General features: G+C 59.2%; 15 protein-coding genes and 1 pseudogene. 8 read left to right on the top strand and 8 right to left on the bottom strand.

What is annotated here, in order from left to right; genetic code table 11:
- The first annotated feature begins 142 nt into the window (after positions 1 to 142).
- Together istA and istB are read left to right on the top strand one after the other, a co-directional pair.
- Entirely contained in the window at positions 143 to 1,693 is a 1,551-nt protein-coding gene (istA, locus tag ACE10X_RS09025) for an IS21-like element ISBj11 family transposase (protein ID WP_080586188.1), read from the top strand.
- On the top strand, positions 1,690 to 2,499 hold the full coding sequence (istB, locus tag ACE10X_RS09020) for an IS21-like element ISBj11 family helper ATPase IstB (RefSeq protein WP_016842034.1): 810 nt from the start codon (positions 1,690 to 1,692) through the stop codon (positions 2,497 to 2,499). Before istA ends, istB begins: the two co-directional genes overlap by 4 nt.
- Positions 2,500 to 2,886: 387 nt before the next feature.
- Here the strand turns inward: istB and ACE10X_RS09015 are convergent, their stop codons facing one another.
- The 6 genes and pseudogenes from ACE10X_RS09015 to ACE10X_RS08990 form a co-directional block, all read right to left on the bottom strand.
- Positions 2,887 to 4,149, bottom strand: a complete 1,263-nt coding sequence (locus ACE10X_RS09015) for a serine hydrolase (protein WP_016846836.1) — start codon at positions 4,147 to 4,149, stop codon at positions 2,887 to 2,889.
- A gap of 114 nt (positions 4,150 to 4,263) precedes the next feature.
- On the bottom strand, positions 4,264 to 4,950 hold the full coding sequence (locus tag ACE10X_RS09010; RefSeq protein WP_016846835.1) for a molybdenum ABC transporter permease: 687 nt from the start codon (positions 4,948 to 4,950) through the stop codon (positions 4,264 to 4,266).
- A 646-nt stretch (positions 4,951 to 5,596) separates the two neighbouring features.
- Complete coding sequence (locus ACE10X_RS09005; RefSeq protein WP_028344265.1) at positions 5,597 to 6,577, bottom strand: PDR/VanB family oxidoreductase; 981 nt, start codon at positions 6,575 to 6,577, stop codon at positions 5,597 to 5,599.
- Positions 6,578 to 6,588: 11 nt separating this feature from the next.
- Positions 6,589 to 7,341 (bottom strand): GntR family transcriptional regulator, encoded by a 753-nt coding sequence (locus ACE10X_RS09000; protein WP_253592557.1) that lies wholly within the window; start codon positions 7,339 to 7,341, stop codon positions 6,589 to 6,591.
- A gap of 3 nt (positions 7,342 to 7,344) precedes the next feature.
- Entirely contained in the window at positions 7,345 to 8,394 is a 1,050-nt protein-coding gene (locus ACE10X_RS08995) for an aromatic ring-hydroxylating dioxygenase subunit alpha (protein ID WP_016839802.1), read from the bottom strand.
- A 238-nt stretch (positions 8,395 to 8,632) separates the two neighbouring features.
- Positions 8,633 to 8,904 (bottom strand): annotated as a pseudogene (locus ACE10X_RS08990) (helix-turn-helix transcriptional regulator).
- A gap of 955 nt (positions 8,905 to 9,859) precedes the next feature.
- On the opposite strand from ACE10X_RS08990, the gene ACE10X_RS08985 reads away from it, so the two are divergent.
- A complete protein-coding gene (locus tag ACE10X_RS08985) occupies positions 9,860 to 11,176 on the top strand; it encodes a dicarboxylate/amino acid:cation symporter (RefSeq protein WP_016839801.1) in 1,317 nt (438 codons plus the stop codon).
- A 195-nt stretch (positions 11,177 to 11,371) separates the two neighbouring features.
- On the opposite strand, the gene ACE10X_RS08980 is transcribed toward ACE10X_RS08985, so the two are convergent.
- Positions 11,372 to 11,617 (bottom strand): hypothetical protein, encoded by a 246-nt coding sequence (locus tag ACE10X_RS08980; RefSeq protein WP_125459344.1) that lies wholly within the window; start codon positions 11,615 to 11,617, stop codon positions 11,372 to 11,374.
- A 346-nt stretch (positions 11,618 to 11,963) separates the two neighbouring features.
- On the opposite strand from ACE10X_RS08980, the gene ACE10X_RS08975 reads away from it, so the two are divergent.
- The 3 genes from ACE10X_RS08975 to ACE10X_RS08965 are packed head-to-tail and all read left to right on the top strand — an operon-like array spanning position 11,964 to position 15,791.
- Positions 11,964 to 14,636: a PAS domain S-box protein gene (locus ACE10X_RS08975; protein ID WP_016839799.1), complete on the top strand. Its 2,673-nt coding sequence runs from the start codon at positions 11,964 to 11,966 to the stop codon at positions 14,634 to 14,636.
- Complete coding sequence (locus tag ACE10X_RS08970) at positions 14,633 to 15,310, top strand: response regulator transcription factor (protein WP_018269894.1); 678 nt, start codon at positions 14,633 to 14,635, stop codon at positions 15,308 to 15,310. The genes ACE10X_RS08975 and ACE10X_RS08970 overlap by 4 nt, the downstream gene beginning before the upstream one ends.
- A 46-nt stretch (positions 15,311 to 15,356) precedes the next feature.
- A complete protein-coding gene (locus ACE10X_RS08965; RefSeq protein WP_050999497.1) occupies positions 15,357 to 15,791 on the top strand; it encodes a response regulator transcription factor in 435 nt (144 codons plus the stop codon).
- A 150-nt stretch (positions 15,792 to 15,941) separates the two neighbouring features.
- Here the strand turns inward: ACE10X_RS08965 and glmS are convergent, their stop codons facing one another.
- Positions 15,942 to 17,768 carry a glutamine--fructose-6-phosphate transaminase (isomerizing) gene (gene glmS / locus ACE10X_RS08960; protein WP_028344267.1) on the bottom strand — a complete coding sequence of 609 codons (1,827 nt, stop codon included), beginning with the start codon at positions 17,766 to 17,768 and terminating at the stop codon, positions 15,942 to 15,944.
- Between the two features lie 1,424 nt (positions 17,769 to 19,192).
- On the opposite strand from glmS, the gene gmd reads away from it, so the two are divergent.
- Complete coding sequence (gmd, locus tag ACE10X_RS08955; protein WP_038380137.1) at positions 19,193 to 20,278, top strand: GDP-mannose 4,6-dehydratase; 1,086 nt, start codon at positions 19,193 to 19,195, stop codon at positions 20,276 to 20,278.
- A complete protein-coding gene (locus ACE10X_RS08950) occupies positions 20,259 to 21,302 on the top strand; it encodes a GDP-L-fucose synthase (RefSeq protein WP_129964833.1) in 1,044 nt (347 codons plus the stop codon). The genes gmd and ACE10X_RS08950 overlap by 20 nt, the downstream gene beginning before the upstream one ends.
- Positions 21,303 to 21,427: the final 125 nt, after the last annotated feature.

The raw sequence follows: 21,427 nt of genomic DNA, 5'->3' as shown, positions 1-21,427 counted from the left end.
ATGGAAGTGGAGCGTCGACCATGATGAGAGGGCTACGCCGGGCTCGTGACGCAGGGAGGGCGTAGCCCGACCGGAGTTACGAGCCCGGCGTCGGCGCGATCCACAGCGGACCGCGCCGACTGGTGATCGCGGCCGGCTGGTTATGCAAGTGGTTCTTCCGCCAAGAGGAATCACTCGCGTGCCAGGCCGACACATTACCGATCACCAAATGAGGCTCTACATGAAGTACCGTCAGACCGATAGCCCGCCCGTGGCCGCCGCCAAGGCGTCGTTCAGCACCTCGACCGCTTACCGGATCGAGCAGGATCGACGCCTTCCGTCGCAGAAGAAGGCTCCTCGCGGCCGTCGCCGGCCAGATCCCTTGGCCCGCGTATTTGAGACAGAGATCGTGCCGATGCTGAAGGCCGCCCCCGGTGTGCGGCCGGTCACGATCTTCGAGGAGTTGCTCCGACGCCATCCTGAGCTCGGCGCCGGCATCCGTCGCACGCTGGAGCGCCGGATCCGGGCCTGGCGGGCGATCCACGGCGAGGAGCAGGAGGTCATCTTCCGGCAGACCCACGAACCCGGTCAGCGCGGCCTGTCCGACTTCACCGACATGGGCGAATTGGGTGTCACGATCGCGGGCGTGCCGCTCGACCATCGTCTCTATCACTTCCGGCTGGCCTATTCCGGGTTTGAGCACGCCCATGTCGTGCTCGGCGGTGAGAGCTTCATCGCTCTGGCCGAAGGCCTGCAGAATGCCTTGTGGTCACTCGGTGGAGCGCCACGGGAGCATCGCACCGACAGCCTGTCGGCCGCCTTTTGCAATCTCGACCGCGACGCCAAAGACGATCTGACGCGGCGATACGAAGACCTCTGTGCCCATTACGGCATGCGCCCCTCCCGCAACAATCGTGGCATCGCCCACGAGAACGGGGCGATCGAGAGTTCGCATGGCCATCTCAAGCGGGCGGTCGGCGACGCGCTGTTGCTGCGTGGCACCGCCGACTTCGACGATCTCGCTGCCTATCGTGGCTTCATCGATGAGATCGTCAGCCGCCGCAATGCCCGCAACGCCAAGCGGATCGACAGCGAACGTACCGCACTTCAGGATCTGCCGGACCGCCGCACGTCGGACTATGAAGAGGTGATCGTCCACGTGACATCGTCCGGCGGCTTCACCTTGCGCAAGGTGTTCTACACGGTGCCGTCGCGCTTGATCGGCCATCGGCTGCGGGTGCGCCTGTATGACGATCACCTCGACGTGTTTGTCGGCGGCACGCATCTCCTCACCTTGCCGCGCGGGCGGCCGCATCCCAATGGCAAGCACGATCAGGTCGTCGATTATCGGCACGTGATCCATTCCTTGCGGCGCAAGCCGATGGCGCTCCTCAACCTGGTCTACCGCGACCAGCTGTTCCCCCGGGAAGCTTACCGCCGAGCCTTCGACGTCTTGCGCAAACGCTTACCGGACAAGAAGGCCTGCCGGATCATGGTCGATCTCCTCGCACTCGCCCATGAGCGCGGTTGCGAGGCCGAACTCGCCGATCAGCTCACGGCCGACCTGAACGACGGCCGGCTGCCCGACCTCAACCGGCTACGTACTCACTTCGCCCCGGATCCCGCCCAGATGCCGAACGTCGTGGTGCGCCTCGCACCGCTCGCCACCTATGAATGCCTCATCGGTACTGCCGAGATCGGAGGTGCCGCATGAGCACAACCAACGTAGTCGACACCGCGCGCCTCAATCTGTTGCTCAACGAGCTGCGGCTGCCCGCCATCAAGGTGCTGTGGCCGCAATTTGCCGAGCAGTCCGATAAGGAAGGCTGGCCGGCGGCGCGCTTCCTCGCCACCATTGCAGAGCACGAGATCGCTGAACGCAGCCGTCGCCGCATCGAGCGCCATCTCGTCGAGGCGCGGCTGCCCACCGGAAAGACCTTTGACAGCTTCGACTTCGAAGCCGTACCGATGATCTCCAAGGCGCAAATGACCGCGCTCGCCGCCGGCGACGGCTGGTTGAACAAGGGCGCCAATCTGCTGCTGTTTGGTCCGCCCGGTGGCGGCAAGAGTCACTTGGCAGCAGCAATCGGCTTGGCTCTCATCGAGAACGGATGGCGCGTCCTCTTCACCCGCACCACCGATCTCGTGCAGAAGCTCCAGGTGGCGCGCCGCGAACTCAACCTCGAGGGTGCCATCAACCGCCTCGATCGCTTCGATCTCGTTATCCTTGACGATCTTGCCTATGTCACCAAGGACCAGGCCGAGACCAGTGTGCTGTTCGAGCTCATCAGCGCACGCTACGAGCGACGCTCTTTGCTGATCACCGCCAATCAGCCCTTTGGAGAATGGAACAAGGTCTTTCCGGACCCAGCTATGACCCTCGCGGCGATCGATCGCCTTGTTCACCACGCCACCATCGTCGAGATGAACGTCGAGAGCTATCGCAGGCGGACTGCCCTCGAGCGAAAGCGTGGTCCAGGGCGGCCACCGGAGCACGCGACACAAAAAACGCTCGCTTGATTGACGCTCCGCGACAATCAAAGCAAACAAAACTCTTGCGCGCGACAATCATCGCGGCGATCATCATCGCGCCGCGACACTGACTCGCCATCCTGATCGCCGCGCTCTTCCGACCCAGATCGTCGCGCTATAAACGTTCATCGTTCATCGCGCGAGCCAAGCGTTAGCGAGGCGATGGCTTGGCGCATCACGAAACCACACCTTTCTCCGGTGAGCTTCGCAGCGATGGCAGAGGCGATCTCGCCGTTTCCATGTACTGGGTCCGATTCGCGCAACGCGGATAGCAGACGACGGTGTGGTATTTTTAGTTTGACGTCGATCCGCAGCAGCAAACATCACTTGCTGATCATCCAATCTGTTCATCGCGCTTTGCCGGCGGCAAGCGAGCTAGCGAACTATGCCGGCATAGACGATATTCTGGACTTGCTCGCGGTAGTACTTGCGGATCTCTCCGGGCGCAGCCGTTCCAACCACCACGACCAGGCGCTCCTTTGGATCACAGAAAAATTGTGTTCCGTAAGCGCCGGTCCAGGTGAACTCACCTGGATTGCCTGGAACGGCCGAGAGACCCTCGCTTATGCGTACAGCCACTCCGAGCCCGAACCCAAAGCCGGCACGGTGCGGCTCCACATTAGCGACCTTGTTTTTGATCTCTGGCCCAAGGTGGTTGGAGATCATGTGATGCACCGTCCTGGGACCGAGAATGCGCTGGCCATCGAGTTCCCCGCCGTTTAGCAGCATTTGCCCAAAGCGAACATAATCACCAACTGTCGCGAATGCACAGGCTCCCCCGCAGTCAAACTTCGTCGGACTTTCGAGGAGCTCGATGCCCTGTGGCTTTCCCGTCAGTGGGTCGTCTTTAAATGGACGCGCGAGCCGCTCGCGTTGCGATCCCGACAAATGGAAAGTGGCATCCAGCATTCCGATCGGCTTCCACAGGTTGCTGGAAAGATACTCGCCTAGTGGCTGCTCGCTAACCTGTTCCACGACAGCGCCAAGCACGTCGGTCGAGAAGCCGTATTCGAATTCCGTTCCCGGTTGGTGCGCCAACGGCAGCTTGGTAATGCCTTCGATGAAAGCCTTCTTATCGCCCTTGACCGGTGGCGCTGCGAAATCCGGATAGAGACGCGCCACTTGGTCTGAGCTGTCCGGCGGCGCGCCATAGGTGAGACCTGATGTGTGGCGATAAAGGTCGTGGACGTAGATCGGGGAACTCTGCGCTTCGAATTTTAACGAACCGTCAGGCTGCGATACTCCCACTTTCATGTTTGCAAATTCGGGATAGTAATCCGTAAGTCTGGCCCTCAGAGGCAGGCGACCTTGTTCCATGAGGGTAAGCCCAGCAACCGCCACCATCGGTTTGGTCATAGACGCGAGCGCGAACATCGCATCGAGCCTCATCGAGGTTCCTTTTTCAGGATCGAGTTGCCCGTACGCCTTGTAGTGAATGAGCTTGCCGTCTCTGGCGATTGCAACCACTGCGCCCGGCACGCGCTTGGCTGCGATCTCGCTAGCAAAGAACTCGTCCAGTTTGGCAAGGCGCTGCTTGGAAACTCCGACGTCATCGGCCCTCGCCTCGGGCAAAGGCGCGGAGTGTGCTGAATTGAAGCTGATACCAGCGGCCGCCGCGGCTGCAACGAGCTTATTCATTGTGTCCTCGTTAAGAATGGACGGATCTGACTTGCAATACTGCTGCTCGGTTATGACCGGCCAGCTTGGCCAGTACGCCGAAGATGCTTCGATCCGGCTTAGTGCGCCTGCCCCTCACGTGCCTCTCCTGGCACATCGTTTGTCGATGAGAGTCAAAGTGAACATGACCGCAAAGGCGAACATTACCATACCGCCGGCAACCCAACCTGCCTCGCGCCAGCGCGATGCTTGGACGTAGTCAATGACATAAGCTGACAACACTTTGGTGCGCCCGGGAATGTTGCCTCCGATCATCATCACGACACCGAATGTGCCGATCGTATGAGCAAAGCCAACCAAACCAGCCTTGAGGAACTCCAGCCGTGCCAGCGGCAGGCCGACGGTAATGAAGGCGAACAACGCAGAAACGCGCTGACTCGCCACAACTTCCTGCGGGTGGTTACCCATCGCAACAAAGGCGCTACGGATAGGCTGCACCACCAAAGGGAGCGCCGAGAGGACCGATCCGACCACGATTCCCGCAAAGGTAAAGGCGAGCGTGTGCTCGCCCCAGAAAGAGGCGAGAAGCCCACCTGGTCCGTTCGGGCCGAGCAGGACGAGTACGCAGAAACCGAGCGCCGTGGGTGGCAGCACAAGCGGCAGCGCGACCATTGTCGCCACCGCCTCGCTCAAAACCGTTTTTGACCGTGCCAACCACCACGCGAGCGGCGCGCCAATCACCAGCAGGATCATTGTCGTCACGCTGGCGAGCTCGACCGTGAGCGCAACGGATTGCCAGATTTCTGGCGAAAGGGCATCCATGTGCGTCAGCCCACCGGCGAGAGCACGTCGCCATACCGGCGCAGCGATCGCGTCGTTTCTGCGAGCAAATGCAGAATCGCAAGGCTCATCGGAAACTCCTGTGACAGGGCAGCTTCGACCGGCCTGACGGCGGCCGCTTCTCAGCTCGCCATCCAGCAATCCCCGTGCCGCTTGCGAAATGTGGTGGGCTCTGTGTCCAGCGTGAGAAAAACGCGCATAACTGCCAGAGATACTGCGGGGTGAACCTAACGCGCTGTCAAGTTTCCGGCATCTTTGTTCTCAAGCAGACAGCGACGGCAGAATGAGACGGCAGAGCGGCCGCCCGAGATGCGCATCCGCAATGTCTCGATGCAAATCCTGACGTGGATGCTGCTTCGACATGTTGGTTGTTTGTTGGTGTCGCTCAAGGGCCGGCGTGTATAAGCGCAGAACTCCCGTCACAGCCCCATTGCGAGAATGGACGAGACCGGCTCTCGGAGTTCATTCCGTGCTCAACTTTCGCCTTGTCGAGGAGAAAGACGGGCCGCGGACCGCCATCCGGCAATCATGCGCCACTGTTCTGTGAACGTAACAAACCATAAGCATACGTTAGTTGCCGAGTTCTGAGGCAACGATCTGCTACCTAAAACAAGGAGTCGCAGTGAACCTATAGCGCGTCCGGTCGGTGCAGTATATCGACGGTGATCATGCCGCGGGCGCGAGAAACACATGCACAGATCTTTTCGTTCGCGTGCTTTTGCTGCTCGCTGAAGAAAACGTCGCGGTGGTCAAGCTCACCGTCGATTTTGACGAGATCGATGGCGCAGACGCCGCACTCGCCGCGCCGGCAATCCGAAATCACCTCGTAACCGGCCCCATTGAGCACGTCCAGCAACGAGCGATCGCGCGGAATCTCGATCTCAATGGCCTGATCTGCAAGGCGCACCCGAAACCCCTCGGTCGGCAGTGAGCCGCTCGAACCGAAGGTCTCGTAACGTAGGTCGGATAGTGCGCGTCCTGCACCAGTCCAGGCCCGGCGCGCGGCATCGAGCATCCGGATCGGACCGCACAAGAGGGTCAAGGCGTCGCGCGGCAGCGAAGCGAACAAGTCATCCAAATTGAGCCTGCGCCCTTCGTTGCCCGCATGGACAATAAGCCGCTTGTTCAGCAGGGGAGCGAGAACATCCAAATAGATGGCTTGCTCACGAGAAGTAACGGCATAATGCAGAGTGAAGTCGGCATCGCGGCGCGCCAACGCCAAAGCTGCCCCGATCAGTGGCGTAATGCCGATGCCGCCCGCGATTAGGCAGTAGTGCCGGCGCGCCCAGTCAATCGGCAGCAAAGAGGCCGGCAATGTAATGGTCAGTCGGGCGCCCGGCGCGAGCGACCACATGTACTGCGAGCCGCCGCGGGAGTCCTCCGCGCGCCGCACGGCGATACGATAGCCGGTTCGCTCGGGTTCGCCGACCAAGGAATAGGATCGCGTATCCGGGCGCCCATCGATAGTGACGGCGATATTGATATGGCTGCCGACCGGATAAGCCGCGCCATCAAAGTTTTCCGGTTTGATCAGGAACTCGCGGATCGAAGGTGTCAGATCGCGCGTCGCGACGAGCGTTGCGGGTGTCCAGCTTTCAATGAACCGCATGGAGATTTCCTTTAATCGCCTGCCATCCTGATGAGCGCCAGTCCTGGCAGCAGGTCAGAATGCGTCTTGTTCCTGAGCACCAGGCGCAGATAGCGCGCCGCCACTCGGGCGTGCTCGCGCATGATTGCCTCGGCCCGTGCGCCTTCGCGATTTTCGATTGCATCGATCACGACGCGATGTTGATCTTGTGCAATCAAGAGTGTGTGGCGCGCATCCGGCAGTGTCGATTGAGTCATCACAAAGCCGCTGGGCGAGGCGAATGGGAGCGCCGACGCGCGATCGACCTGCCGGATCAAGGGAGGACTGCGCGACAATTCGGTCAATAGCGCGTGAAAACGCGCATTGAGCGCGACGTAGGAGGAAAATGCCTCGACGGAGATTGGATCCTGCCGCACCAAGCCGTCGATCTCGTCAAGACATCCTTTTAGAGGCTCAAGATCGCGCGACGGAACGCCGCGCTCGGCGGCAAAGCGCGCGGCCAGCCCCTCCACCGTACCACGCAGTTCGATTGAATCCAGGACATCTCGCTCGGAGAATGCCTTCACCATGAAACCGCCAGAAGGGATCGCTTCCAGAAGTCCTTCCTCCTCCAGCCGAACCAATGCCATTCGCACCGGGGTGCGCGATGCGCCGGTCGTCTCCACAGCCTGCAACTCGGAGATCCGCTCGCCTGGCCGCAAGTCACCCGAAAGGATCAGGTCGCGCAAGCTGAGCTGGGCGCGTACTGTTTGCGAGACTGAACGATCGCTGTCGCGCTCGACCATGCTCTACTCCGCGGCCTGCTGACCTTGCGAGGGATTCTCGGCCTCGATCATGCGATCTATCAAGCGGCGAGCCCACATCGCGCCAGCATCGATGTTGAGATTATAGAAGACCCGGTCTGGATTTTCGTCGATTGCGCGCTGCTGCGCCTCGAGAATGACCTCGTCCTCGCGGAAGATGCCAGAAACGCCTTGACGGAGTTCGGTGGTCAGGCGCTGCTCGTTCAGGCGATAATTGCGCACGAAGGCCCAGAAATAATGGCAGCTCGTTTCCGTTTCGGGCGTAATGGTGTTGAGGACAATACCATTGACGCCGGCCGATCGGTTGCCTTCCGGCGCGCCTGTTCCGGCGGGCGCCACTCCGACGTCGATATTGATGGTGCACGGCGCCTCGAAACGAATGATTTGCCAGCGGTCCACCGGACCAGGTTTTTGCAATTGCTTGGCCCAGAACGGCGGGGCGCTAATCCCCTTCATCCAGCGCGTTACGGTAGCGGTCTTCTCACCATGGGTGACGTCAAACGGCGCTTCCGCGATGGCGTTATTGCCGATGCTGGCACCGTGCACAAACGTTTCATGCGTCAGGTCCATGAGGTTGTCGACAACCAGACGATAATCGCATTTCAGGTGAATGGTGTCACCGTCACCGGCCCAAGCGGAATCATCGTTCCAGTGCATATCCGGCACCAAGCGCGGGTTGGCCAGCGCCGGATCACCCATCCACAGCCAGACGAAGCGATCGCGCTCGACCACAGGATAGGCACGCACACAGGCGGAGGGGTTGATCGTCTCTTGCGAGGGCATGAAGGTGCAGCGGCCCTGCGCGTTGAATTTCAGCCCATGATAGCCGCAGACAACGCTGTCGCCCTCAAGACGCCCTTTTGAGAGCGGCACCAATCGATGCCAACAGGCGTCCTCCAGTGCCGCCACCTCCCCGTTGGCGCGCCGATACATCACAACGTGCTTGCCGCAGATCGTGCGCGGCAACAGCGCCTGCTTCACCTCTGCATCCCAAGCGGCCGCGTACCAGACATTCGTCGGAAAGCAATGGCTCATGTGCCGATTCCTCGCTTAGGGACACCGACTGTATACATAAATTTGAAAGGGGCCAAAAAAGTGACGAATATGCGGGCTTACAATGGAATTTCTGTATACAGTAATGGTCCCAAGCGGCTCGGTCGGGCTCCGCTTCGGTGAAGATTTTTTGCGACGCACCAAAACTGCTAGCGGATGAATCCAAGCTCGCCATCGTGCACACCCGCTGCATCTAGTCCCTGCACTGTCGCAGCCTCGGCTATCGGCGAGATTCCTGGCCTGCGAAGGGACGCCGGATTGGGGCTTCTTGGCCGGCAGCACAGTTCCCTTGCCGGGATCAGACGTCGACGTCTTGGTGCCGAGATCGGCCCATGCTCTCAAATCATCCAGTGCGTAGATGACGCGACCGCCGATCTTTCGATACGCTGGCCCCGTGCCATACGTGCGGTGCTTTTCGAGCGTGCGGCCGGATAGGCTAAGATAACGCGCAGCCTCCGGCGTACGCAGGAACCGGGTGGATGGATCTGACATCAAATAGGGCATTTGAGAGCTCCAGGTGAGAGGCCGGCCGCGAACGGCGGCACTATCGCGCCATCATCATGGAGAAGCGCGCTCCCTGGAGGGATACCGAATATCGATGAAGCGACTTTCGGCACCCCAAGTAGAAAGCGCTATTCGTGGTGGCAAAGCTCACTCCTATCTAGCGCTCGTCCATTATCTAGCGACCGTCCAGCCTACGACCTTGGACAATCATGGACATGGCAAGCTGATCGGGCGACCTTCACAATGCGGATGATGCGCAGAAATTCTGCCGAACCATCGGTCTTACCGGACCATACTGGAGCACATTCACCGCCATCCGATTGTCGTAACTCGATTCGAGCTCGCCCGTATATCTGCAGCAAGAATAAGTTGGTCTCGTGCTGCCTGGCAAAGAGTTCAGAGCAGAATGATCGAGTCGAGAACCCCATCGTAACGCTATCGGCTCGGCGAGCGCCGATGCCGATACGACCTCACATCGACCGGCCCTCTAGATGTCGCACGCTTCCATCGCCTGGATGCCTACGATCCAAACAATCAATTTTACCAATGTAACGTACTGTTGCATCAAGTCGCGCACTTGAAGGGTACTGATCACTCTAGGATTTCTATGCCAAGAGGTGCCTCGGGACACTTGCCAGCAAAAGGCGGCATGACGCTGAGCAACGCCTTCTCGATCGACCTCACAAATGCCGTTCGAAGATTCAAAGACCCGTCAGAAGACAGGTGCTTATCCGATGGCGACTCGATCGACTGCAGGTTGGCTCTGGTGCGGATCTTGCTTGACGAAAAACGATAACGTAACTGAACGCCTGCCTTTGGAATGACGCGCCGGCTCCCGGAATCGTCTTCAATCGGACACGGCTAAAATGACAGCCTCGAATGATGCCGTCGCCTCTGAACGACGCAGCGGCTCGCATTCGAGTGTATTCGGGAAGGAAGCGTCATGACCACCATGGCAACTGCGGCGCCCGCGCGCGCGTCGCAGACTTGGTATAAAATTCTCTACGTTCAGGTGTTGATCGCGATCGTGATTGGCGCCATCGTCGGCTGGCTATGGCCGTCGGTCGCGACCAACGACTGGGTCAAGGCGCTTGGTGATGGCTTCATCAAGCTGATCAAGATGGTGATCGCACCGATCATCTTCTGCACCGTCGCATCCGGGATCGCACATATCCAGGATGCAAAGAAAGTCGGGCGCGTCGGCGTTAAAGCGCTGGTCTATTTCGAGATCGTATCGAGCTTTGCCTTGGTGTTGGGCCTTGTCATGGGCAATCTGGTCCAAATCGGCCATGGTCTTGCGGTCAAACCGGACGCTGCGGCGGTCGCCAACTATGTCAAGCAGGCGGAAGCCTCGAAGACCGTCGATTTTTTTCTCAATATCATTCCCGATACGGTGGTCGGCGCCCTCGCCCGCGGCGATGTTCTGCAAGTGCTCCTGTTCGCGATTCTGTTTGGCTTTTCGCTGATGGCGCTGGGCGAGCGTGGAGAACGACTGCGCGGCATGATTGACGACGTCGCGCACGCAGTGTTCGGCGTGATTGCCATCATCATGAAAGCCGCCCCGATCGGCGCGTTCGGCGCGATGGCCTTCACAATCGGCAAGTTCGGGCCGGCGGCGCTCGGTAATCTGATCGGACTGATCGTACTGTTCTATGCGACGGCCGCGATATTTGTGGTCGTCGTGCTCGGCCTGATCGCGCGGATCGTCGGCTTTTCGATCTTCAAGTTCATTATCTATATTAAGGACGAGCTTCTGATCGTGCTTGGCACCTCGTCCTCGGAAAGCGCGCTGCCGCAATTGATGGAGAAGCTCGAGCGGCTGGGCTGCTCAAAGCCCGTGGTCGGCCTCGTGGTGCCAACCGGCTACTCCTTCAACCTCGACGGCACCAACATTTATATGACGCTTGCGACATTGTTCATTGCCCAGGCACTCGGGGTCGATCTGACCTTTGGCCAGCAGCTCACGATCTTGCTCGTGGCAATGCTGACCTCGAAGGGAGCAAGCGGCGTCACCGGCGCAGGCTTCATTACACTCGCCGCGACATTGTCGGTGGTCAACCCGGCATTGGTGCCGGGCATGGCGATCGTATTTTCGATCGACAAGTTCATGAGCGAGGTGCGAGCCCTTACCAACATCACTGGCAATGGCATCGCCGCTGTGTTCGTGTCCTGGTGGGAAGGCGAGCTCGACGACGCGACCCTACATGCCCGGCTCGAGCAGCCCACCGCCGGTGCCGATACACGAAGCTCAAGGATATAGGCTCCAGGTCCTGTCCGTGATTTCAAGGCACGCTCGAACTGAGCGTAGCCAACTCCGAATTTTTCGCAGTTCAAATCGGCACAGCCGAATGAACTGCGAGCCGGAGTTCTTCTCGCGGAATCTGCGGGTCGTACCACGACTCGGTGTCGTGCCCCAAAGCGATCCAGATGACGGCGTAAGGTCGGCCGGGACAGACTATACGATTCCGACCGAACCTGGCCGGGCCTGACGGGCAAAGTTACTGGATCTATCCATGAAACGGCTTGGCGCGTGGCCAGCGAACTGGCCTCGTCCACCGATGCTGCGGCAGTGATGACTCGTGAACCAGATCGGCACCTTCACCAGGTCGAGATGGATCGCATTGAGCAAACTCACGGTGCTCCACTGCTTGTCGGCGCTCTTTAGATATTCAACGACGGGCGTCTCATTGTTCAGCGTCACGTCCTGGCAGACCCGCGGCTCGCAGCTACCCCGCCGCTGGACGTGCCTTGGCCGCATACAGTTGTGCTCGGCCGCGGCCTCCACAGCCGCGCGCGCCTGCCAAAGGGCTATCGCAGTGAAAGAAAACAGACATCTGAGCCTCGATTGTACGCACGTCGGCGCGCCATTTGGAAAGGTTTAGAACAACTATACCTACGTTTGTAATGCGCGTTTCTTCGGCACGTGCTGAGTTCAGCTGTAAGCAATTTACCCGGAACCGCTCTTGAGCGTGGAGCGGAAAGAATTGCCCCATTTTTGCCTAAAATGTTATAACTCTCCCGCCGGAGAAAGGCCGGACGGTCCAAGAATGTATAACCAGATCAATAACTTCAAACGTTCTGCCACGCAGTTTACTTTCGGCAGCATAACGCTGGCGGTGGTGACGCTAGCTTCCTTGTACCTTCAAACACATTTCGCTGCGACGGCGTTCGGCTATTTGCTGGTTATATTGCTGTTTTCATTGATCGGCAGCTTTATCGCCTCATCCGCGCTTTCGGTCTTAGCTATCGCTGCTTTGGCGTATTACTTTGCACCGCCGGCGTTTAGTCTGCGGATCGATGACCCTCAAGTTCTTCTGGTGGTTGTCGCATTCTTTACCGTCTCGATTGTCGGAACACACCTGATTGGAAAAATCCGCCAGGAAAGAGAGGCTGCGCATGAGACTGCGGCCGAACTCCGGCGCAGCACGGCCGATTTGAAGGACCGTGAAAAGCGGTGGCGCGCAATCTTTGAGCACAATCCGGCCATGTACGTCATGGTCGACGAAGCCGGTACCATCCTCAACGTCAATACGTTCGGCGCGACACACCTCGGCTATGCGCGCTCCGAACTCATCGGTCAATCCGTTCTGAGGCTCTTTCTGGAGGAGGATCGCGAGTTCGCACGCACATGCATTCGCAGATGCCTTGAAGATATCGGTCAATCGCAAACCTGGGACGCCCAAAAAGTCAGAAAAGACGGCGTGGTCCTGTGGGTGCGAGAAAATGCCAAAGCCATGCTTTGGGCCGATGACAAGCCGGTTGTCCTGATATCCTGCGAAGATATCACCGAAAAACGGCAGACGGAGCTTGCCCTACAGCGCAGCGAAGCCCATTTGGCTCAAGCGCAGGAGTTGAGCCACACAGGCAGCTTCGGCTGGAACTTCGCCACTGGCGAGGTTTTTTGGTCAAAAGAGCTTTTTCGAATTTTCCAGTTGGATCCGAAGACGATACCGAGCCCGCAACTCGTCGTCGAGCGCACGCACCCGGAAGATCGAGCTTCCGTCCAACAGACGATCGATCGAGCGATGCAAGACCCGCAGGAGTTCGAGCATGAATACCGATTGCTGCTACCGGACGGCTCGGTGAAGCACATCCGCGCGCGGGCGCGAGCGACGACAACCGCCTCTGGCGAAATCGAGTTTGTCGGGGCAGCGACGGATATCACAGTTACAAAGCAAGTAGAGCAGCAGCTACGCCGCAGCGAGGCCTATCTGGCCGAAGCCCAGCATCTCAGTCATACTGGCAGTTGGTCATGGGACGTCCACGGAGTCGATTTTGTGTATCGCTCCGCCGAAGTGAATCGTCTCTTCGGCTTCGACCCGCAAGAGACCGTGTCCATAGAGACTATTCGTTCGCGGATACATCCGGACGACCTGCCGCGGCTTCAGGACGTGCAGCGACTTGCGAGAGACGGCAAGCAAAACCGCTTCGAATATGATTTTCGAATTTTGCTCCCGGATGGCTCGATGAGGCACATACATTCTGTGGCCCATGTCGTGGTTGGCAGCGACGGCAATATCGGCGAGCTCATTGGGACACATATGGATGTCACTGAGCAATACGCGGCCAGAGAACGCCTGGAAAGCACACTTGCTGCGCTGCGCGAAAGCGAGCAGCGCTTTCGCGACTACGCTGAAACAGCTTCCGACTGGCTCTGGGAGACCGGGCCAGACCATAAAGTCACTCACTTATCGGAACATACCAGCGCTGCGGGAATCCTTGCCACAGGCCTCCTGGGTCTGCCGCGTTGGGACATTGCTTGCGACTTGGAAGACGAACCTGAGAAATGGCGGCAACATCGTGCAAGGCTAGAGGCACATCTGCCATTTCGTGATTTGGTCTATCGCACTGTCAACCGGATGGGATGTCCGATCTACGTCCGGACGAGCGGTAAGCCATTTTTTGACGTAAGCGGCAATTTTCTTGGCTACCGTGGCGTCAGCACCGACATCACCGCTATTATCCGCGCAGACCAGGCTGAACAAGAGCTGCGGAAGGCACAGGCGGAGCTCGCGCATGTGACGCGCGTGACGACGTTAGGAGAGCTGACCACCTCCATCGCCCACGAAATCAACCAGCCACTCGCCGCGATTATCAGCAACGCCGACGCGTGCCTAGGTTGGATGGGCCGCAAAACTCCTGATCTTTCCGCTGCGCGCTCATCCGTTGAATGGATAATCGAAGACGCAATCCGGGCAAGCGAGGTGATCCGTCGCGTTCGCGCGCTTGCGAAGAAGGGCGAGATCGAAATGCTTCCGCTCGACATCAATGACGTCGTTAAGGATGTCATTGCGCTGGTGAATCGTGAGCTGGTTAGCCACCAAGTGACACTGAAAACCGAGCTGACGGCAGCGCTGCCGGCGGTTCTGGGCGACCGGATTCAGCTGCAGCAGGTGATGATCAATCTGGTGATGAACGGGATCGAAGCTATGGACGCAGTTACGGACAGGACGCGCGAACTGGTGATCCAGTCATCTAGGGACGATATGGAACACGTGCGGCTTGCGGTGACTGATAATGGCGTCGGCATCTCGGAGAATGACGCCGATCGGGTGTTAGACCCCTTCTTCACGACAAAATCGAGCGGCCTTGGCATGGGCCTTTCGATCTGCCGCTCGATTGTGGAAGCTCACGGAGGGCGTCTTTCAATCGTCCACAGGCAGGGACCCGGAGCGAGCTTTCGGTTTGACCTGCCGTTGCACAAGGAGGTGGTGTCGTGAACGAACGCTCAAACTCCCAGCGCGAAGGCAGCAGAGCCGAGGCATCGGCAAATGCGATTGTCTTCATTGTCGAAGATGATGTCTCGATGCGTCGGTCGCTTACAAACCTTTTTCAATCCGTCGGCCTGGACGTCGTTGCATTCGGATCGGCCCGAGAAATGCTGCAGAGCAAACTTCCGGACGTCGTTAGCTGCCTGGTTCTTGATGTCCGGCTGCCCGGCTTGAGCGGCCTTGAGTTCCAGACTGAGCTAGCCAAGTCGAACATTCATATTCCCATCATCTTCATTACAGGCCATGGCGACATTCCCATGAGCGTCAGGGCCATGAAGGGTGGAGCGGTCGATTTTCTCACAAAACCGTTTCGCGATCAGGAACTACTGGACGCTGTGATCGCGGCGACCGAACGCGATCGCAAAAGACGGGCAGCCGAGCAGACCGTCGTGAATCTCAAGTCCCTATTTGAGACCCTCAGCCCGCGCGAGCAGGCGGTTATGAAACTAGTCGCTACCGGCTTGATGAACAAGCAGATAGCTGCCGAGCTGGGGCTCGCCGAGATTACGGTCAAGATCTATCGGGGACACGTGATGAAAAAGATGCGGGCCCGGTCGCTGGCGGATTTGATCAGGATGACTGAGACGCTGGGACTCCGTGCTAACCGTCCCGAACAAACCTAAGTATGATTTTACAATTTAACCGCGCAAGCCCACTTTTCGCCCAGGGATGGCTAATGCCTCGGCAGTCGCTAGTCCCGCGCCAGGAGGGCCTGTCTTGTCCACGCCTTTGATTTCTGTCGTTGATGACGACGCATCGGTCCGTGCGGCGACAGAGAACCTTTTGAAATCGCGTGGCTACGTCGTTCAAACGTTTGTGTCCGCCGAGGAGTTCTTGAGGTCGCCGCGGTTGAACGAAACCTCTTGTGTAATCACGGATGTGCAGATGCCGGTTATGAGCGGCTTGGACTTGCTCGCGGAAATGCGGACCCGTGGCTACGGTGTGCCATTCATTTTCATTACTGCCTTCCCCAACGACCGCGTGCGCGCCTCAGCCCTGAGCGCAGGAGCGGCTGGCTTTTTGGCCAAGCCCTTCGCCGGACATACGCTGATCGAGTATCTCGATGCCGCACTGGAGGAGAACGGCGGCGGCGGAGACACATGACGCGATCAGCCTGGCGCCGGACCGGAGCCATACCCAGATCGCAGTCTCCATAATCTCCGGCAGAACGCGGCGGCGAGCCAGACTATTATCTGTCATGTTCTTGTATCCGCAGAACTTCCGCGGGAGAGCACGTCGACGTTGCTGCGACGTCTATTCGACAGTGACCGATTTTGCAAGATTACGCGGCTGATCCACGTCCGTCCCCATAACCACGGCCGTATGATAGGCTAGCAGTTGCACCGCGATGGCATAAACCATGGGCGTAAAGCTTACAGCCATGTTTGGCAACACAATGGTCATGAGCGTATCCACCGTCGCGTCCGAAGCGCCCTTCGCATCGGTGATCAAAATAATGTTGCCGCCTCGAGCGGCGACTTCTTGCATGTTCGAGACCGTTTTCTCGAAGACGTCGTCGTAAGGCGCGATCACCACCACGGGCATAGTCTCATCGATTAATGCGATTGGTCCGTGCTTGAGCTCGCCGGCGGCATAACCTTCCGAGTGGATATAGGAGATTTCCTTCAACTTGAGCGCGCCTTCTAACGCCAGGGGCGCCGATGTGCCTCGGCCGAGATAGAGCACGTCGCTCGACTTTGCGATATCACGCGCGAGCTTCTCGATCTGTGGTTCGACCAACAGCGCCGCAGCAATCAGCCGCGGCACTTCGATAAGCTCGCGTACGAGCTTCGATTCATCGATCTCGGACAGCATGCCGCGCTCCTTGCCTGCTGCGACGGCAAGCGCCGCCATCACCGCCAGCTGGCAGACGAATGCCTTGGTGGAGGCGACGCCGATTTCTGGACCAGCCAGTGTCGGCAGCACGGATTCGCTCTCGCGTGCGATCGTTGACGTCGGGACGTTGACCACGGATATCGTGTGCAGGCCCTGGCTCTTGGCATAGCGCAACGCAGCCAGCGTGTCGGCGGTTTCCCCCGACTGCGAGATAACGATCGCGAGATCACCGTGGCGCAGAGGCGCCTCCCTGTAGCGGAACTCGGACGCAACATCGATTTCGACAGGCAGGCGCGCCAGCCGCTCGAACCAGTATTTGGCGATATAACCGGCATAACTTGCCGTGCCGCACGCCGTAATTGAGATGCGCTGAATGAAATTAAAGTCGAACGGTAGTGTGAGCGGCAGGGCTATGCGCTCGGCTGCCATATCGAGATAATGCGCCAATGTCTGCCCGACTGCTGTCGGCTGCTCGTGGATTTCCTTGGCCATGAAGTGGCGATAGTTCGCCTTGTCCACCAGGAGTGACGACACGCCAGACTTTGATGTTTCCCGATGCACGACAGCCCCGTCTTCGCCATAGATCATGCAGATCGTACGGGTAAGCACGGCCCAGTCGCCGTCTTCAAGATAGGTGATGGCATCAGTCAAGGGCGCGAGTGCGATCGCGTCCGATCCCAGATAAACTTCGCCGGTACCATGTCCGATCGCAAGGGGCGACCCCTTGCGCGCCCCGATCAAAAGATCCTCATGGCCTTTGAACAGGAATGCCAGAGCGAAAGCTCCGCGCAGTCGTGGCAGCGAGGCTTGTACCGCATCCCGCGGCGAGTAACCATTCTTGAGATACGATTCGACGAGATGCGCCACCACCTCGGTGTCGGTCTCTGAGCTGAAATGAGCTCCATTCCGCTCCAGTTCGGCCCGCAGTTCGCGGAAATTCTCAATGATCCCGTTATGAACGACCGCGACATTTTCCGTTGCGTGCGGGTGAGCATTGCTCTCGGTCGGTTTTCCATGCGTCGCCCAGCGAGTGTGACCAATACCGCTATGACCCGACGGCGGATAATCGCGCAGCCGCTCCTCAAGGTTTCTCAGCTTACCTTCAGCGCGCCGGCGCTCGATACGGAGACCTTCGAGCGTCGCGACGCCCGCGGAGTCATAGCCACGATATTCCAATCGTCTGAGCGAAGCGACCAATTGCCCAGCGACCGGACCACGTCCCAAGATGCCGACTATTCCACACATATCGATCAATGCAGCCCACGTTCAAGAAGCCAAATGTCCCCTAAAGGAGCATTTTCACGAATTTCGCGCGCCCGGTTGGGAATGGGTATCAAGTTCTGAATTTGATGCAGTTGCCTGTCACCGTCGCATTCACAGGCGTGAGTTCTATGTCTTTCAACCATCATCGCCTCGCCCAGCCACGCTCCGCCTCTGGTTGTCCGCTATCAAGTACAAACTGCGATGCGGCCGCGAATGGCGTGACTGCTTCGAGGTGGGCTCTATATGCAGGCGCGCTTGCGCGGCTTGGTGCGGCATCTAACCCCGGCACAAACAGATCCGTTGCTCGATGGCGACGATAACAACCGGCGTCGCAACAACCCCAATGCGAGGATATATCGCGCAGGGCGTCAGGCTTCATAGATTGAGGACATTTGAACCAGATCGACAGACCCGTTGTCTCACAGTAAAACGTCATGTCTTATTTGGCTCATCGTCGCTAATGAGCCATTCACGGCTCTTCAGCTCAAACTCCCGATGAACGCGCGGCGACGCGGCCGATCCGGTTAGCAGCTGGTGTGGGGGCACTGAGTCCCCGCACCTCACCGAGGGTATCCACGAGAGGCTTGCACCGGCCGCGCTCCATTGGACAGAAGGATGCAGCCTCACGGCACTCTCCACATGGCCGGGTGTCGGCGTGTTTACGCAGCCGCTCTAGGACGGCTTAAGACGCTCATCATACTCGGATGTAAGCTATACGATTGGCATCGAACACTCTATTGTACGGACGTAAGCTTTCGATATCGAAACGTTCGAAGAACTATACCGACGTTTGCTACTCTTCCTCATTTTGTCTTGCGTCTACCGTCCACTTCCTACGCGAGCTGCACTATTGGCAGAAGCGCAGAGGTAGATGCCCCTAGCGCCCAGATCGCGTGCTCTATTCGGAGGTGGGGCCGCTTTGTAGAATACGATATTGGTGTGCAGCTTCACTGTGTGCCGGCTTGCACGCCGTCATTCCCCATAAATGCGTCGACAACCGCACCTCAGCACATCGCTCTATTCGGCCGTGGCCGACCCACGCAAATGGATACAGCATGTACCTGGAGACGGATAAGGAACACAGACCGTCGGCATCCATCTCATAGGAAACATCGCTGGATCAGCGCGTCTAGCTGGGTCTGCGTGTACGGCGTTTCGTCCAGCTCGTTTGCGCGGGTGTCAAGTGGGTCGCGCGTGTTAGCTGACGTTCCTTTTTGACTCTGAATGGTACGGTCGAGAATAAATCAATGTATATAGTGCGCATTTCTATGTGAGGTGTATGACTAGAGTAACGATCGCTTTCCTTTTATTGCGGGTGGTGCGCGCTTGCGCATCTAGATCGTGAAAGGGCCCCGCAAATCGCGTTTCGAAAGGGCGCCCTCGTTCCGGCGGAACTAAGAGAAACAATGGCGGCTCAGGACTCAAAGCGGCGCGTTGCGCTGATCACCGGCGTGACCGGGCAGGACGGCGCGTATCTCGCCGAATATCTGCTCGGTCTCGGCTACACCGTGCACGGGATCAAGCGGCGGTCGTCCTCGTTCAACACCGCGCGCGTCGACCATCTCTACCAGGATCCGCATGCCGGCAACGTGCCGTTCCTGATGCACTATGGCGACATGACGGATTCGACCAATCTGATCCGCCTGGTGCAGCAGATCCGGCCGACCGAGATCTACAACCTCGCCGCCCAGAGCCACGTCCAGGTCAGTTTCGAGAGCCCGGAATACACCGCCAACGCCGACGCGATCGGCGTGCTGCGGCTCTTGGAGGCGATTCGCATCCTCGGCATGGAAAAGGAAACGCGGTTCTACCAGGCTTCGACCTCGGAGCTTTACGGGCTCGTGCAGGAGGTGCCGCAAAAGGAGACCACGCCGTTCTATCCGCGCTCGCCCTATGGCGTCGCCAAGCTCTACGGCTACTGGATCACGGTGAACTACCGTGAGGCCTATGGCATGTTCGCCAGCAACGGCATCCTGTTCAACCATGAGAGCCCGATCCGCGGCGAGACCTTCGTGACGCGCAAGATCACCCGCGCCGTTGCCCGAATCGAGGTCGGCCTCGAGAACAAGCTCTATCTCGGCAATCTCGACGCCAAGCGCGACTGGGGCCACGCCCGCGACTATGTCGAGGGCATGCACAGGATCCTGCAAGTCGACGAGCCCGGCGACTTCGTGCTCGCGACCGGCGAGACGCGGTCGGTCCGCGAGTTCGTCGAGCTGGCGTTTGCCGAGGTCGGCCGCAGCATCGAATGGCGCGGCAAGGGCGTCGAGGAGGTCGGTGTCGACAAGGCGTCCGGCAACACCCTGGTGCAGATCGATCCGACCTATTTCCGCCCGACCGAGGTCGATCTTCTGATCGGCGACGCCAGCAAGGCGCGCGCCAAGCTCGGCTGGACGCCGAAGACGCCGTTCGCGCAGCTGGTGAAGGAAATGGTCGCCAGCGATCTCGTCGAGGCCAGGCAGGACGCGGCCAATGGCAAGCACGGCGTTTGAGCTGAAGGGCAAGACGGTCTTCGTTGCCGGCCATCGCGGCATGGTCGGCTCGGCGCTGATGCGCCGGCTGGCGCGCGAGGAGGCCGATCTCCTGACGGTGTCGCGCAGCGAGGTCGATTTGCGCGACCAAGCCGCGGTCAACGCCTGGTTTGCCGCCAAGCGGCCGCAGGCCGTGTTCCTCGCTGCCGCCAAGGTCGGCGGCATCGTCGCCAACAACACGCTGCGGGCTGAATTTCTCTACGACAATCTGGCGATCTCGAGCAACGTGATCCAGGCGGCGCACGCCAATGGCTGCGAGAAGCTGATGTTCTTCGGCTCGTCCTGCATCTATCCGCGCCTGGCGCCGCAGCCGCTGCGCGAGGATTCGATGCTGACCGGCCCGCTGGAGCCGACCAACGAGCCCTATGCCATCGCCAAGATCGCCGGCATCAAGATGGCCGAGGCCTATCGCAGCCAGTACGGCGCCGATTTCATCAGCGTGATGCCGACCAATCTCTACGGCCCCGGCGACAATTATCACCCCGAATACAGCCACGTCGTCGCCGCGCTGATCCGCCGCTTCCACGAGGCCAAGGTTTCGGGCGCCGGCAACGTCGCGGTGTGGGGCACCGGCACGCCGCGCCGCGAATTCCTCTATGTCGACGATCTCGCCGACGCCTGCATCCATCTGATGAAGACCTATTCATCGCCCGAACTGGTCAATATCGGCACCGGCGAGGACATCACCATCGCCGAGTTCGCACTCATGGTCGCGGCCGCCGTCGGTTTTCGCGGTGAGATCAGCTTCGACACGTCGCGCCCGGACGGCACGCCGCGCAAGCTGCTCGACATCAGTCGTCTGGCCAGGCTCGGCTGGCATGCCCAGACCGCGCTGGAAGATGGCATTCAGCTAGCGTATCGGGCATATCTCGCCGACAGCAAATGGACGGCACTGCTTGTCCCCGACAAGTGGCGTAAGCAGGCCCATCCGAGGATCCGTACACGGGTATCACCTAGCTGGCCCCGTCGCTCGCGTAACGATTAACTTTGCCGCGCGTTGCCCAACGCTCTTCGTCAGCAGCGCTCGGTTGGACGTTCGATTCATCCAAGTGACACGCACATCCCAGCTACGGTTCAGCGAGCCAACTCGCAGGAACAGAGGAATGGTTG

Source organism: Bradyrhizobium sp. Pha-3, assembly GCF_042258325.1.
Classification (GTDB): domain Bacteria; phylum Pseudomonadota; class Alphaproteobacteria; order Rhizobiales; family Xanthobacteraceae; genus Bradyrhizobium; species Bradyrhizobium elkanii.
This window is presented reverse-complemented; position numbering and strand designations above follow the sequence as displayed.